Origin of the sequence: Syntrophus sp. (in: bacteria) (assembly GCF_040768185.1) — a bacterium.
GTDB lineage: Bacteria > Desulfobacterota > Syntrophia > Syntrophales > Syntrophaceae > Syntrophus > Syntrophus buswellii.
Window position 1 is genome coordinate 67,353 of sequence record NZ_JAXGNC010000001.1, and the last position, 14,552, is coordinate 81,904.

Consider the following 14,552-nt stretch of genomic DNA (forward strand, 5'->3'; position numbering starts at 1 on the left):
CCTGAGAGAGGCGGGTGCGGAGCTTATGCCTGTCCGGCAGAAACTCCACGGCACCAGGCGGCGGCGATCCAGTAAACAATGTAAAACGGGAAGGTATTGTGGTAAAATGAAAGGCAAAGAGGTGGAAAACAGGATGCCGGGCCTGATCTGCAGCCGCTGCGGACGGGTGGAAAATCGCATTGCAGGACGGACGGAGAAGAAAGCCATGTCCAGGGAAAGGGTCAGCCGGAGACAGAAGGACATATCCCGCTTACAGAGGGAGAATAAGCGGTTTGTCAAGGACAGGATCCGCAGAAGAAACAGCGGCAGGAAAAGCGGATCGTAACGCCTGGCGGAATTTTTCCGCATGATCCGTGCTTGAAGAATGCCATCCGCAAAGGCGACGCAAAGACAGGAAAACCATGCAGCGGGCTGAAGATCGATGCCCCGATACCAGGGAACGCAACCAGAGGGATATGACCATGACGTTACAACGTATATTTTCCGATCAGGATAAGGCTCAGATTGAGGAGCGGGGATTGTCTGTTGAGCAGGCGATGGAGCAGATCAGGATTTTTCGGGAAGGGGCGGCTCCTTTGAAATTGAATCGTCCCTGTACCCTCCAGGATGGGATCTTCGTCGTCGGCGAGGAGGAGGGCGGGGAGCTGGTCCGTCTCCACGAGGAAGAAGCCCGGGCCGGGCGGATGCTGAAGTTTGTTCCCGCTTCAGGGGCGGCCAGTCGCATGTTCAAGGACTGGTACCGGATTCTGGATGCCGGTGGACTGCAGGATGAGGATTCGAGAACGAAATTTTTGAGGGATCTGAAAAAGTACGCTTTTTTTGAAGATTTGAAATCCGTCTTGGCCAAAGCGGGGAGGAATCTCGATGACCTTTTGGAAAAAGGAGATGTCTGCCCGATCCTGTCAACGGTTCTGGCCGCGGACGGCCTCAGCTACGGTCAACTGCCCAAGGCGCTTCTGAAGTTTCACTTATCTCCGGAAGGCTCGCGGACGGCTATTGAAGAACATCTTGTGGAAGCGGCGCTTTATGTCAAGGATGCTCAGGGAAGGTGCCGTGTCCACTTTACGGTTTCTGCCGAGCACGAAGGGGCGATTCAGGAATTTCTCAGGCGGATTGACGAGATCTATGAGAAACGGTGGAATGCGTCATTCGATCTGTCCCTTTCCATCCAGCATGCCCATACCGACACCATTGCCGTCGATCTGGAGAAGGCCCCTTTCCGCGATCTGGATGGTTTCCTCGTGTTCCGTCCCGGAGGCCACGGTGCACTGCTGGAAAATCTGAATGCCCTGGATGGAGACATCGTCTTCATCAAGAACATCGACAATGTCGTCCCCGATTCCCTGAAGCCGTCAACGGTGTTGTACAAACAGATTCTGGGGGGATACCTCATACGGCTGCAGAGGAGAATCTTCTCCTATGCCGCAAGGTTGACCGAAGGCGGACTAACCGAAGACGAGCTCTCCGAGATCATCGCATTCTGTCGGAGGGATCTGTGCCTCTCCTTCCCACCGGCTTTCAACGGGGCTTCACTCTCCGAACGATGCAGACAGGTTTTCCAGCGCTTGAACCGTCCCTTGCGGGTTTGCGGTGTTGTCAGAAACGTCGGCGAACCGGGTGGCGGCCCTTTCTGGGTTGAGGACGAAACCGGCGCGTTGTCCCTCCAGATCGTTGAGGAGATTCAAGTGGACTCGAACTCCGAGTCACAGCGCTCCCTCTGGCGGGCTGCAACCCATTTCAACCCCGTGGATCTGGTCTGCGGCGTCCGGGATTACTTGTCTAGGAAGTTCGACCTGCGGCAATTTGTGAATCCCAGGGCGATTTCCATTGCCCGGAAAACGGAAAAGGGCAGAGAATTGTATGCGCTGGAACTCCCGGGGTTGTGGAATGGCGCCATGGCCGACTGGAACACCGTGCTGATCGAAGTGCCCCTGGAGACGTTCAATCCCGTCAAAACAGTTGAAGATCTCCTTCGACCGCAGCACCAGGAGAAATGAAGGGGGGCTCGTCGATCGGTTCTGGGCTCCGCGGCAAAGAAATGCACCCCTCTGCCCTTCGATGATCGGGGAAGCAAGGATGGATCAGGACGGATCGGACAGCGAAGCCGCGTCCGGGGAGCAAAACATAAAAACCCCGGCCGGAGGCCGCCTGCAGAAGGCGCGTCCGGTCGGGGTGGCTGTCGGTTCCGTAATTCAACGGGATGAATTGTGCGAACGTTCAGTGCCCCGCCTGCTTCTGCGGGGATCCCCGTTATTTGAAATCTTCACAGCTTTCACAGATGTTCCTGCATCCCCCGAACACACCGCCTTTCCAGTGCTTCAAGAGTTCCGAATTCAGGATGTAGCCGGAACCGAAGGTGGAGTGAACGTAGTCGATGCTGATGGGCTTTGCCTTTTCAAAAAGAGATTTTTCCACGAGAAACCTCACGCCTCTATCGGTAAAAACCTCATCATCCTCCTTCTTATCATCCATAGCCATCACAAGAAATGGACCTCGCCATCCGCCTTCAGAGACCAGGATCCTGATAGGCCTGACATTTTTTTGTTCTTCAAGGAACTGTTTGATCTTTTTCGATGCGTCTTCGCTGACTTCAAACATATAGGGCTCCTTTCCGTAAAATGTTGTTATTCTTCTTTGTAATGACTATTTGTTACCTCTAATGACATATTATGTGTTAATCCGACACTTGTCAAGCTCCGTCTATTTCAAGCGGAGCACATCCATGTCCTCCGGGGGCAAACGACAACATCGGTATTGCATGATAAGAATGGGAATTTTTGAGCCTGTCGGAAAAGGCGAAGGGCTGTTCCTCGAGGAGTGTTCAACGAAAGGCCCTTCGCAGGGTACAGGTTATATGAAGAGGAAAAACAGGGGGCGCTAAATTCTCCAGGTGGCGATGATTTCCGGTGAGGCTGCCGTAACGTCGACAAAAGAGGTCCGGCTTTCACATAGGCAGGTCACGGTGACGTCGGCATCCCTTGGGGCATCGCTGTAACGGGCGCAAATTGCCGCAGCCAGATGCAGCACTTCAGCGCTGCCGCCCCCGGGAATCAGAACGGTGGGCCCCCGGAAAGAGGTCATGTAAACCGTGACATCCCCTTTCTCCGTCAACTTCTGGATTGTTTCATTATCATTGCGGTTTCTGCCCACCACGATTTTGGTTGATTCGTTCAAACGGAAGTGGCGGCCGACTTTCAAAAGTTCAATATCCCGGCGGGAAAAATCTTGTTTGTGGCTGAAAAGATCCTTAAGCCGTATGGTGAACATCGGATCGGTGAGGAGGCAGCCGCCGGCAGGGGGGTCGTAATCGGATATTCCGTAGTAATCGGCCAGTTCGATCTGTATTTTCCGGCCCCGTCCCGAAATGTCCAATAACCTGTCACGCTGAACGATCCCCTCTCGTTCCGGCCTGGTTTCAGGCAGCAGCCTGGCGGACAACGGCCTCAGGAGATCATCGCGATATCCGGAATTTTTGGCAATCACTTCGAGCATCTGCTTTCCCTGGGACATGGGCCGCTGTCCAAGAACTTCACCCGTGAAGATAAAATCCGCTCCCAGTTCAGCCATTCTATCCCCCGCCGTTTTGATCATCAGGATGTGGCAGTCGATGCAGGGGTTCAGGTTCTTTCCGTATCCGTACCTGGGGGAAAGAAGCATCCGCAGATGTTCGTCGGTAATGTCCAGAACGGTCAGGGGAAGGCGGATTTGCGCGGCGGCGCGGCGGGCTTTCCCTGCGCTGAAGAAGGGGGTTTCAAAGGTGATCCCCAGGACATCGATTCCCTGATCCTGGATGACCTTGACGGCAAGGATGCTGTCAAGACCTCCGGAAAATACGGCAAGCCCCCGGGTCATCAATATTGAACCAGTTCCACATTCCAATCCTTATGAAGCAGGGAATAAAGATTGGGGTCCAGGCTGCAGTCGACAAGAAACAGGGGACTGCGGTTCGGCCGTTCAATTTTCAAGGCGGAGAGGGTGACGGTGATCGTCGCTTTTCTGCCCCGTTCGGCGATATAGAATGCGTAACGTTTATCGAAGGCGTCGGGAAGGGAAAGCGCCGAAAGAACCTGGCTGAGATTGGCCTTTTTGGAAAGCCGGGTATTGACCAGGAGGACCTCCTTTTTCTGCTTCGACAGGACCTCCAGAAACTGCCGAGGGGGCTTTTTCGTAAACATGAGGATTTCGCGTGACTCTGTTTTAAGGAGAATATCGGGTTTCAGCGACAGATGAAATCCGGCGCTGCTGTTGTCCAGGAGCCTGATCTCCTGGTTTCTTGCAGGGCTGTAGCCCAGTTCAGTCAACAGGTTAAAGATCAAATCCATCCGGTCGACGGCGTCAATCGATTTCGGCTGCAGGGTTGGAGGAGATTTGTCGGCAGGTGGTGGGAAGGAAATCTCTCCATTGACCACTTCCGTGAATTGAAACCCTTTTTGGGAGGCATATTGTCTGATCTGCCCGGGAAGGAGGCGCGTTTTGTCGGAAACCAGGAGAATGCCATGAAAACTAGGTCTGTCCGCCGTGGGGTTTTTTGTTGTGATGATCCAGTCGAGATTAATCAGCACCTGCGGATTCCTCTCCAACAGGATTGGTTTGAGCCCCCTTCGCATGGAATAGGAGCCCGAGGCGTTCATGATTTCCTGGAGAATCAGGAAGATATCCTGGGACGGTTTGACCTTGAGGACGGAATAGTTTTTCCAGTTCGCTTTAATCAGCCTCTGCAGAGAGTCCGGGATCCTGTTTCCAAAATCCAGCAGAATGGTGCTGCCGTCGTCAAACTCCACCACCGGGATGGCGCTGCAGTCAATCGTAACCCGCCCCATCTGCGGCAGGGGAAGAAAATAACTGCCTTTCTGATTCAGATTTCCGTGGCTTCTGCCGAGAAGCTGTTTCAGGAGAGCCATGTCCTTGTCGGGCGGGAGGATGGGCTTGATCTCCACCCTTCTCTTTTCGGCGTTCTGTTCGGGCTGAACGGCCGGTGAAGACGTCAGAAGGCTGATGGCCGGCAGCATGATCGTCTGGCCGATCGAAATGCGGCTGAGGTTCTTGAGCCCTGGATTCACCTGGCTGACAATCCGCAAAGCCTTGTGGGCTTCGGCTTCTTGAAGCTTTAACTGATGCTTCAGGATCCGAATGATGGAATCCCCCTTTTTGACCTGGTATGGGACGACCTGACCGTTCTGAGCCGGTGCAGGGGCAACGGACTCCTTTCCTTCTTCTGCCAGGACGGGAAGAAGAATCGTCTGGCCGGGGTAAATCCTGTGAAGGTCCTTCAAGTCCGGGTTCAGTTCTCTGATGAGCGTGTAGCGGTGCGCGGAGTTCTTGAGAAATTGCTTGACGATCCGATCGATGCTGTCCCCCTTCCGGACTACATACTCCTGAGTTGTCTTTCCGGTTCCCGCGGTTTTGCGGAGCACCATATGGGCCGTATCTTCCTTGGCTTCCGAAGTGGGGATAGGCTGTGTCAGAAGAGACCAGGACCCTAGAATCAAGAACAGCAGAAGGCATTTGTTCATGTAAGTATCCTCAAGTCGTGGTCAATGACAGGTCATTCCAATGGTTGCTGAATATCGCCGGGCAGCGGTTTAGAGGCGATGCGGAAAGAACGCCGCATCCGTGAAGAAGCCGACAGGACCGCCAGCCGAGAAGGTGTTTCCATATGGAGTTGACACGATCGACATGGCCATGACCGCAAAAGTTAAAGTGCCTGAAGTACATATCGAACTTGTAGAGGAATGTCAATTTTTTGAAGTCAAGGCAACGACAACTTCATGTTTGCAAGATTTAGTTAAATGTTATAGGAAATTCAAGGATTATTTAGGGAATTCCTTGCAGGCAGGCCGCATTACCCGGATATTCAGGCGCTGGAATTCCCGCAGAAACAGGGCATCATTTCAGCCGCATTTCATTCCACAGCGGACGAACGGGCTGCGTGGCCGAGACTCCGCCTGCAGCGCCGTGAAGAGGTGGTGAAGCCGCCGGACCGGACCGGGACAGGAATGAAGAGGTTCGAAACACAAAGAAAAGAAGGGGGTTCGCCGTGGCTAAAGAGGATCAAGCAGCCTTTTTGAAGGAAGTGCAGACGCGGTTTGAAAAAAGGGTACGGGAAAATGAAGTGGCCGTCATTGAGCATTGGAAGGATCAACTGGACAGGATTGTGGCCATGAAGCCCGAGGGGATTGCCGCTCTGCAGCTCCAGGTTAAAAAAGTGTCGGAAATGATGGCCAATCGGATCAAGACGTTGAAGAAGGATGCGAAGTGAAAGAGATCGTGAATTTTCTGTTTGAAGTCGGCATGCTGCAGAAGACTCCGCGGACGGGTTTTCAATTTCTCGGTTCGGGTTGTGAATCTGTTGCGGAGCACATCCTCCGGACGATTTTCATCGGTTATACCCTCTGCAAGCTGGAGCAGGACATTGACGAGCGCCGGGTGTTAAAAATGTGCCTTTTCCATGACCTTCCCGAAGCCAGGACAGGCGATATGAACTACGTGAACAAAAAATACGTGACGGTGGACGAAGGCAAAGCGGTCCGTGAGCTGACGGACACCCTCTTCTTCGGGGAAGAGATCAAGGCATGCATTGATGAATTCAACGAGGGAAAGACCCGGGAGTCTCTCATTGTCCGTGATGCGGATCAGCTCGCCTTGATTCTTCAGTTGAAGGAATACGGGGATCTTGGTAATAAATACAGTAGAGAGTGGATTACCTTCGCCATTCAACGCCTCTGCACGGACAGCGCGCGTGAAACGGCGAATCAGATCCTGGAGACGGATTCCTCCGACTGGTGGTTTCAGGATAAGAGTGATTGGTGGATTAACGGAAACAAGGGAAAATATTCCAAGGGGGCAGACAGCGCAAGATGAAGGACGATCGTAATCGAGAGCTTTTCCCTGCCGGCAGCGGCAGAACCGGCCAGAGGCGAACCAGGGTCTTTTCTTTCACCGTCGGGGTATGGTTTTCATGGCTTTTTCTTGTGGCGGGATGTGTCACAGTCAATCAGGAGCAGGCGGAATCCCATATGAACATAGGGGTCGCCTATATGCAATCGGGGGAATATAACTCCGCACTGAAGGAGTTGCTCAAGGCGGAGAAGCTGGGGGAAGCGAATCCAAAGATCCACTACCTGCTGGGGATCGCCTACAGCGGCAAAGGGCTTCAGGAGCTCGCCATCGCAGAGATGAAAAAAGCCATCAGCCTGGATAACAACTACTCGGAGGCGCACAACTTCCTAGGGACGATCTATCTGAACATGGAAAAGTGGGATCTGGCCATAGAATCCTTTGAAAAGGCCCTGGCCAACATCCTTTACGACACACCGGCAAAAGCTCATTACAATATGGGGCTGGCCTATTACCACAAGGGGAGTTATGCGGCCGCACTGCAGCAGTACGGCCTGGCGAGCACACAGAACCCTGAACCCGCCGATTTGCCATTTCTCGAAAAGAACTGGGGAATCGCCCTTCTCGCCTCCGGGCGTCCCCATGAAGCCCTCAAGCATTTGCAGAAGTCGGTAGAATTGGTTCCCGCCCTGGCAGAGTCCTATTACTGGATCGGGCAATGTTTTGTCGAGCAGGGAAACAGGGAGAAGGCGAAAGAGGCGTTCCAGGAGGTGATCCGGCTGGCGCCCGATACGGAGTGGGGTGAAAAATCCAGAAAGAAGATCCGGGAACTGTCCTTCCGTCGCTGACCTGCGGAAGATGCCTGCTCTCATCCGTGGTCGCGGCAGGTATGCCGGAAAAAGAATCGCCGTTTGCATCAAGGAGAACATGTGTCATGATGAAGAAAGAAAATGTCTGGTGTTGTATCATTCCTGTACTTGTCGCCATCTTCGTTCTTTCTGCCTGTACAAGGTATGAAAGGCAGGTGGTTCCCTTCAAAGTCCCTGCCGCCTACCCCAATGTCCAGTCGGCGGCCGGTGCTCAGATTGCCTCACGGTCCTATGATGACAACCGGGAGGCCCAGAATGCATTCGGCTTTGACATCCGCGGCGCCGGAATCCTTCCTGTTCAGGTTGTTTTTGACAACAAGGGGCCCTCGCCCCTGGAGATCATTCCGGAACAGACCTGGCTGATCGATGAAGAAAGCAACATGTGGCCGATTCTTGACGCGCGGATGGCGTATGACCGGATCGAGAAGGCGACCAAATTCGGAAAGGTGGCCCCTGAAGCGGCGACCACGGGCTTGCTGGGTGGTGCGGCGGGGGCCCTTCTTGGAGCAGCCGTCGGCATCGTCACAGGGACCAATGTCGGGGAGGCATTGGGGAAGGGTGCGGCCATCGGAGCCGCTGCCGGAGCAACCCTTGGAGGAATCAAGGGGATGACCGATGCTGACGTCCAGCGGGAAATCAACGAAGATCTCGCTACCCGTTCTCTGGAAAAAAGGGCCATCCAGGCGGGAGAAATCGCTCATGGATTCCTTTTCTTTCCCGGGGAGGCGAAAAAAGCCCGGGAGCTTCGGCTGATGGTGCGGGACATCGAAACGGGCAAGACGTTCCGGCTCTTCATGCCCCTGTGACAAAAAAAAGATAAAAAACGAACACGCTGCGCAAACAGTCCAGGGCGATCCGGGCCTGGAACCCCTCCATCGACGTTGGGAAGGATGAGTCCCCGCCTTTTGTTCTGAAGAATGCTTTTCCATATTATATCAGACACATCGGGTTATTTTATGCTCCTGAAATTCAAGAGGATCATGGCGGAAATCCTCAGCCGAATTTTTAAGTTTGGCTTAAGGAATTAGCTGATAAAAAATAAGGTTGACATAATGAGTTTTCTTATGTTAACCAAGCGCCCATGAGAAAATACAGAAAGCAGTGTTTCAGTGTTTTATCATGCCTCATCATTATCTTTCTGGGCTTCCCTGATCTTTCCGGTTCAGAGGCAATAGCCGGGGAAAGTAAAGCGTCCGAAGCAGTCGTCTGCAAAGTTGAGCAGCACTTGAAGGATAAGAAGGCAAAACTGGGCGGTAGAAATCTGCGGGCTGTTGCCCAAACCGTCTGCAGAGAATCGCAGATTCGCAATGTGGATTACCGCCTTGTTCTTGCCGTGATGGAAGTGGAGAGCAACTACAGGCATGATGCCGTTTCACCCGACGGCTCAAAAGGAATTATGCAGCTGAAGCCGTCAACAGCCCGGGGAATTGTTCGAAAGGCCGACCCCGCAAGCAATGGCTCTTTAGATCTCTTTGATCCGAGAACAAACATCAAAATCGGCGTGTATTTTTTATCGCAGCTGCTTGATGAATTCAAAACGCTCCGGAAGGCTTTATATGCCTATAACGTGGGGCCGTACCGGGCAAAGCGACATCTGGCCAGGATGCCGGATCACAAAGATCCGAACAGCACGTTTACCCAGCGGGTCATCAGTGCCTTTCAGAGCAATCGTTTAACCCTGCCTGCCATCTAGTCCTTTTTTTCCAGCTTCTTCAGCAGGTTCGCCATCTTGTCCAGCTCCTCCCCGTAAGAGCCCCAATTCCCGCGCTTCAGAAAATCCTGGGCCCGTCGATAATGCTCCAGAGCCTTAAGGCCGATTCCCCGGTCCGTTTCTTCTGAAACGGACCCGCTGCCTTGAACGGCTGCCGTCCGAGGCTCAGCAGTCGGCGTCTCGCCGTCCCGGGAAAGTTTTCCCCCGAAAATCCGCTGAAGGGACAATTCCAGGTTTTCCTCCATGGCGATGGCATTGCCGTAAGCGGCAATAACTCTCTTCAATTCGGGAAGCTGGCCTTTTTCCGCCGCCAGGTAGAGGGAACTGACGTAAAGAAGCGATTTTTCAATCGGGATCACGAGAAGACTGCCCCGGATCACCTGTGAACCGCTTTGGTTCCAGAGAGAAATCTGCTTGGAGATTTCCGTATCCTGATCAATGCGGGCTTCGATCTGGCGTGTTCCGTAGACGAGTTTCTGCTTCGGAAAATGGTAAACGATCATTTTCCCGTAGTTTGGTGCATCGCAGCGGGCGGCCATCCACGCCGAGAGGTTATCCTTGTTGCTGGGTGTGAACGGAAGCAGGAGGATGTATTCCTCCCTGCTTTCCTCTGGAAGCTTCATGATGGTGTAATAAGGCTCCATCTCTTCATTGTTCTCCGCACCGAATTTACGGGGGATGGTCCAGAGGTCTTCCTTGTTGTAAAAAACCTGAGGGTCTTCCATGTGGTAGGTTCGGAGCATTCTGGCCTGGATGGACATCATGCCGGCGGGATAACGGATATGACTCAGGAGATCTGCCGGCATTGCGGAAAGGGGACGAAAAACGCCTGGAAACATGCGGGCATAGGTCTTGATGATCGGATCGTTGAGATCGCTGATATAAAGCTGAACCGTTCCATCGTAGGCGTCAACGGTCGCCTTCAGGGAATTGCGGATGTAGTTGCCGATGCCGGCAACGGGTTCGGAATAGGGAAACCTGGTCGTGGTGGTGTAACCATCGACGAACCAGACAAGCCTGCCCTCCTTGGTAATGACGAGATAGGGGTCTTTATCGAGGCGGATGAAGGGCACAATCCGGGCAATCCGTTCCTCGATGTCCCGATAAAACATGATTTTGCTCTTCGGGGTAATGTCATCGGACAGCAGGATCGTCAACGAACCGAAGCGAGCCGCGAAAAGCAGCTTCTTCAAGAAGGAGAGAGGCACCCCTCCCTTGCCGTCGTAGCGGGAATAGACGTTCTTGTCCCCCACGGGATAATCGAACTCAGGCCTCTTCGTGTTGACAAAGACATAGTCATTGGATTTTTCCCCGTAGTAGATCTTTGGCTGTTTGACGACGACGGAGGTGGTAGAAACCGGCGGGATATCACGAATAAAAAATTCGGGAAGCCCCTCCTGGGAAATTCGGTTGACCGGACCCATGACAACGCCGTAACCATGCGTATAGGTGAGGTGCTCATTGACCCAGCTTCGCGAGGGCAGCGACGCGTAGGAAATCTCCCGGGGTGAAAGCATGATCTGGCGATACTCCCCGTTGATGATGTAGCGGTCATTATCGACATCAAGGAACTTGTAATACGTCCGGATCTCCTGCATCTGGCTGTAGGTCTGTAAAAGGGGGCCATGGTTCCACAGCCGGATGTTCTTGATGGTCAGAGAATTCTTCACCAGGTCCTGCTGGGTCAGCGTATTGTCCGCCGGAAATTCGCTGTCCTCTATATGATTGAGTCCGTAGGCGATCCTTGTATACCGGATATTGTGTTCGAGATAGGGCCGCTCAAGAACAATCTCGTTGGGGACAACCTTGAATTTCTGGATGAAGGAAGGATACAGGCCCCGGCCGATCACCATGACCAGCAACAGGAGCAGCACGGAGACTGCCGGTATCCGCCAGGACTTCCCGAAGGCAAAGGCGAAAAGAGAGGCTCCACAGAGGATGCTGAGAACCATGAGCAACCGGAGGACCGACAGCTGGGTTGTTGTATCGGTATAGCCGGGACCGAAGACCACCCCCCGCTTTGTAAACAGCACCTCCATCAGTTGAAGCCAGAAGCCGAAAGACCCCAGGAAAAAAAGCAGGGCGATCAGGATGAGAAGGTGCGTCTTTGCCGCGGGGAGAACATGGAATGTTTTCGGCGGGAAAAACAGAAACGAGCGGCGGAGAAAGTAGAGAATGCCCGTAGCGACGGCAGTAAGGATCAGGGTTGAAAAAAGCCAGGAAGAAAGTTCCTGAAGAAGAGGCAGCCGAAAAGCAAAAAAACCGATGTCATAGTGAAACAGGGGATCCTTCAGATCAAAGGGGACCGCATAAAAGAAACTCAGGATGCTTTTCCAGAGATAGGCCGCTTTCATGGCGGCAGCGTAACTGAAGAGAAGAGAGAGCAGAAAAATGATCGTACGAAGCGGACCCAGGGTGGGCAGTCGATGGGGATGGGGGAAGGAGCCCTGCTGGTCGGTCACGCCGGACGGCGGCGAAAGGCGGTCGGCCAGGTAAAGATTGAAGAAGAAGATCACAAAAAACAGCGCACCGAAAAAAGCGGCTGAGGCAATGGAACTCCAGAGCGTCACGGTGAAAATCGGCTCGTAGCCGACTTCCTGAAACCAGAACCAGTCGGTGAGCAGACGGATGATCTGCCAGAAGAAGCTGATGCCGATAAAGGCGGCCAGAAAGAAAATCAACCCTTTGTAACTGCGGGTCCCTGTAGACGGCACCTTTAGACCAGGCATTGTGATGTGTTCTCCTCAAGGGCTTTACCGCTCAATTGGCCGCAGGCGGCCAGAATGTCGCGCCCCCTGCTCGCCCTGATGATGGCGGTGAAATGATGTTTTACCAGAATCTGCTGAAAGGCCAGGACGGTATCCTCCGAAGGGGACTTGAAGGGGCACCCGGGGAATTCATTGAATCGGATGAGATTGAGTTTGCAGCGGATTCCCCTCAACAGGCGGGAGAGCATTTCTGCATGGGCCGGTGACGCGTTGACGCCGTCGATCAGGATGTATTCGAAGGTCAGCATGCGGCGGCCCGGCATGGGATAATCACGGCATGCTGCAAGAAGGCTTTCCAGGGGATACTTCCAGTTGACCGGCATGAGCTGGTTCCGGACCGCATCGTCCGGGGCGTTGAGGGAAACCGCCAGGTTGATGCAGATGTCCCGCCCCAGTTGCCGGATCATGGGAACCACACCGCAGGTGGAGAGGGTGATCTTCCTGTTCGAGAAGCCGAAGCCGTAATCCGAGGTAAGGATGCCAAGGGCCTTCAACGTGTTTCTGTAATTGGCCAGGGGTTCTCCCATCCCCATCAGCACGATGCTGCGGACGTTGGGCCCTTCCGGCAGAGAAGAGAGGATGATCTCCAGCTGACCGGTGATTTCCGAAGGTCTGAGGTTGCGCCTGAACCCCTGCCGGGCGGTCAGGCAGAAACGGCATCCCATGCGGCACCCGACCTGCGTGGAGATGCAGGCCGTCCAATGGTTTTTGCCGGGAATCAGGACGCTCTCGATAAAGAGGTCGTCTTCCAGGCGAAAGAGGATCTTCTTGGTTCCGTCCTTTGAAGCCTGGATTTTTTCAATTTCGGGGAGTCCAATGAAGGCGAGTTCCTCCATCTGGCTGCGGAATGGTTTGGAGAGGGTGGTCATTTCCTCGAAGGATTGCACACCGCCCCCGGAGTACAGCCATTTCATGATCTGCCGGGCCCGGTATCGCTCCTTTCCCAGACTTGAAATCAAGGCTTCGATTTCTTCAAGAGACAGATCTCGGATATTGATTCGTTTCATAGCCAATACGATGATTGCAGTCTTTCCGGCAGGATGCCGTCTTTTGCGGCACCCGGGGCCTTTCCTGTTGATGTTACCGCTGCGCCAGCCTTTTTTCCAGGTTGGCTGCGATGGCGTTTATAAAACCCGGGGTGTCGACTTTGCGGTTGTGGGGGCTCGGTTCGGCGACGAGGAGCAGATCTCCCGTCAGGCTCCCCCCTTCGATCGTTTCCAGTGTGGCGGACTCCAGCATGTCCGCAAAAAGGGCGACTTCCGGTGTGGAATCGAATTCGGCGCGTTTTCGCAGCCCACCAGACCACGCAAAAATCAATGCCGTAGAGTTCGAGGACGTTTCCTCGCCTCTGAGATGCCTGTAGTAGTGCTTCTGTACCGTGCCGTGCGCCGCCTCGTATTCGTAACAGCCCATCGGTGAAACGAGGACGGAGGTCATCATCGCCAGGCTCCCGTTTGCCGAGGCGATCATGTCCGACAGAACATCCCCGTCATAATTCTTAAGCGCCCAGAGAATGCCCCCCTCCGATTTCATGATCCGTGCGACGGCATCGTCAATCAGGGTGAAAAAATAGTCGAGGCCCTCCCTTTGAAAGGCCTCTTTCCAGGACGTTTCATATTCCCGGGCAAAGATCTCCCGGAATCGGGCGTCATAGATTTTCGAGATCGTGTCCTTGGTGCTGAACCAGAGATCCATCTTCTGATCCAGGGCGAAGGCGAAGCAGGAGCGGGCAAAACTGGCAATCGAGTCATCGGTGTTATGGATTCCCTGAATAACGCCCGGCGAAGAAAAATCATGAATCTTCCTTCGAACGGGAGTTCCCGCTGCGGGGGTGAACACAAGCTCCGCCGTTCCAGGGCCGTCCACGCGGATTTCGCTGTTGTCGTACACATCTCCATAGGCGTGCCTGCCGATGATAATGGGCTTCTTCCAGCTCGAAACCGCCGGTCGGATATTCCTGGCCAGGATGGGCTTTCGAAAGACCGTACCGTCCAAAGCCGACCGGATGGTTGCATTGGGACTTTTCCATGCCTCCTTCAGGTGATACTCCCGGACGCGATCCTCGTTGGCCGTTATGGTGGCGCATTTTACCCCGACGCCGTATTTTTTGATGGCCTCTGCCGCGTCGACCGTCACCCGGTCATTCGTTTCATCCCGGTGCTCCAGAGACAGATCGTAATACTCCACGGGCAGTTCCAGGTAAGGCCGGAGAAGCTTCTCCTTGACCATCTGCCACATGACCCGGGTCATCTCGTCGCCGTCCAGTTCGACAAGGGGCGTAAGGACTTTGATTTTAGCTTTCATGAACGATCTTTCCTACCGATGTTTGGATGTTTTCCTGCCGCTCTTTCCCGGCCGAGTGTCTTC

Annotated in this window: 13 protein-coding genes; 7 read left to right on the top strand and 6 right to left on the bottom strand. The window is 53.8% G+C overall.

Features of this window, described 5'->3' with window-relative positions:
• The first annotated feature begins 106 nt into the window (after nucleotides 1-106).
• Complete coding sequence (locus AB3175_RS00315; protein WP_367358950.1) at nucleotides 107-325, top strand: hypothetical protein; 219 nt, start codon at nucleotides 107-109, stop codon at nucleotides 323-325.
• Nucleotides 326-461: 136 nt separating this feature from the next.
• Nucleotides 462-1,997 carry a DUF4301 family protein gene (locus tag AB3175_RS00320; RefSeq protein WP_367358951.1) on the top strand — a complete coding sequence of 512 codons (1,536 nt, stop codon included), beginning with the start codon at nucleotides 462-464 and terminating at the stop codon, nucleotides 1,995-1,997.
• 253 nt (nucleotides 1,998-2,250) lie between these two features.
• Here the strand turns inward: AB3175_RS00320 and AB3175_RS00325 are convergent, their stop codons facing one another.
• The 3 genes from AB3175_RS00325 to AB3175_RS00335 all read right to left on the bottom strand — a co-directional run bounded on the left by AB3175_RS00325 (nucleotide 2,251) and on the right by AB3175_RS00335 (nucleotide 5,513).
• Nucleotides 2,251-2,598 carry an IscA/HesB family protein gene (locus AB3175_RS00325; RefSeq protein WP_367358952.1) on the bottom strand — a complete coding sequence of 116 codons (348 nt, stop codon included), beginning with the start codon at nucleotides 2,596-2,598 and terminating at the stop codon, nucleotides 2,251-2,253.
• A 279-nt stretch (nucleotides 2,599-2,877) separates the two neighbouring features.
• Nucleotides 2,878-3,852, bottom strand: a complete 975-nt coding sequence (locus AB3175_RS00330) for a tRNA 4-thiouridine(8) synthase ThiI (RefSeq protein ID WP_367358953.1) — start codon at nucleotides 3,850-3,852, stop codon at nucleotides 2,878-2,880.
• Nucleotides 3,852-5,513 carry a LysM peptidoglycan-binding domain-containing protein gene (locus tag AB3175_RS00335; RefSeq protein WP_367358954.1) on the bottom strand — a complete coding sequence of 554 codons (1,662 nt, stop codon included), beginning with the start codon at nucleotides 5,511-5,513 and terminating at the stop codon, nucleotides 3,852-3,854. Before AB3175_RS00335 ends, AB3175_RS00330 begins: the two co-directional genes overlap by 1 nt.
• Before the next feature lie 524 nt (nucleotides 5,514-6,037).
• On the opposite strand from AB3175_RS00335, the gene AB3175_RS00340 reads away from it, so the two are divergent.
• The 5 genes from AB3175_RS00340 to AB3175_RS00360 all read left to right on the top strand — a co-directional run bounded on the left by AB3175_RS00340 (nucleotide 6,038) and on the right by AB3175_RS00360 (nucleotide 9,399).
• The gene (locus tag AB3175_RS00340; RefSeq protein WP_367358955.1) at nucleotides 6,038-6,259 is read left to right on the top strand and encodes a hypothetical protein; all 222 of its coding nucleotides are present in this window, start codon (nucleotides 6,038-6,040) and stop codon (nucleotides 6,257-6,259) included.
• A complete protein-coding gene (locus AB3175_RS00345; RefSeq protein WP_367358956.1) occupies nucleotides 6,256-6,861 on the top strand; it encodes an HD domain-containing protein in 606 nt (201 codons plus the stop codon). Before AB3175_RS00340 ends, AB3175_RS00345 begins: the two co-directional genes overlap by 4 nt.
• Nucleotides 6,858-7,685, top strand: coding sequence for a tetratricopeptide repeat protein (locus AB3175_RS00350; protein ID WP_367358957.1), 828 nt, complete (start codon nucleotides 6,858-6,860; stop codon nucleotides 7,683-7,685). Before AB3175_RS00345 ends, AB3175_RS00350 begins: the two co-directional genes overlap by 4 nt.
• An 86-nt stretch (nucleotides 7,686-7,771) precedes the next feature.
• A complete protein-coding gene (locus AB3175_RS00355; RefSeq protein WP_367358958.1) occupies nucleotides 7,772-8,512 on the top strand; it encodes a hypothetical protein in 741 nt (246 codons plus the stop codon).
• A gap of 419 nt (nucleotides 8,513-8,931) precedes the next feature.
• Nucleotides 8,932-9,399: a lytic transglycosylase domain-containing protein gene (locus tag AB3175_RS00360; protein WP_367358959.1), complete on the top strand. Its 468-nt coding sequence runs from the start codon at nucleotides 8,932-8,934 to the stop codon at nucleotides 9,397-9,399.
• Here AB3175_RS00360 and AB3175_RS00365 read toward each other — a convergent pair.
• The 3 genes from AB3175_RS00365 to AB3175_RS00375 all read right to left on the bottom strand — a co-directional run bounded on the left by AB3175_RS00365 (nucleotide 9,396) and on the right by AB3175_RS00375 (nucleotide 14,489).
• Nucleotides 9,396-12,146: a UPF0182 family protein gene (locus AB3175_RS00365; protein ID WP_367358960.1), complete on the bottom strand. Its 2,751-nt coding sequence runs from the start codon at nucleotides 12,144-12,146 to the stop codon at nucleotides 9,396-9,398. The genes AB3175_RS00360 and AB3175_RS00365 overlap by 4 nt on opposite strands.
• Nucleotides 12,134-13,198 carry a 23S rRNA (adenine(2503)-C(2))-methyltransferase RlmN gene (rlmN, locus tag AB3175_RS00370; RefSeq protein WP_367358961.1) on the bottom strand — a complete coding sequence of 355 codons (1,065 nt, stop codon included), beginning with the start codon at nucleotides 13,196-13,198 and terminating at the stop codon, nucleotides 12,134-12,136. The genes AB3175_RS00365 and rlmN overlap by 13 nt, the downstream gene beginning before the upstream one ends.
• A gap of 67 nt (nucleotides 13,199-13,265) precedes the next feature.
• Nucleotides 13,266-14,489 (bottom strand): NADP-dependent isocitrate dehydrogenase, encoded by a 1,224-nt coding sequence (locus AB3175_RS00375; RefSeq protein WP_367358962.1) that lies wholly within the window; start codon nucleotides 14,487-14,489, stop codon nucleotides 13,266-13,268.
• Nucleotides 14,490-14,552: the final 63 nt, after the last annotated feature.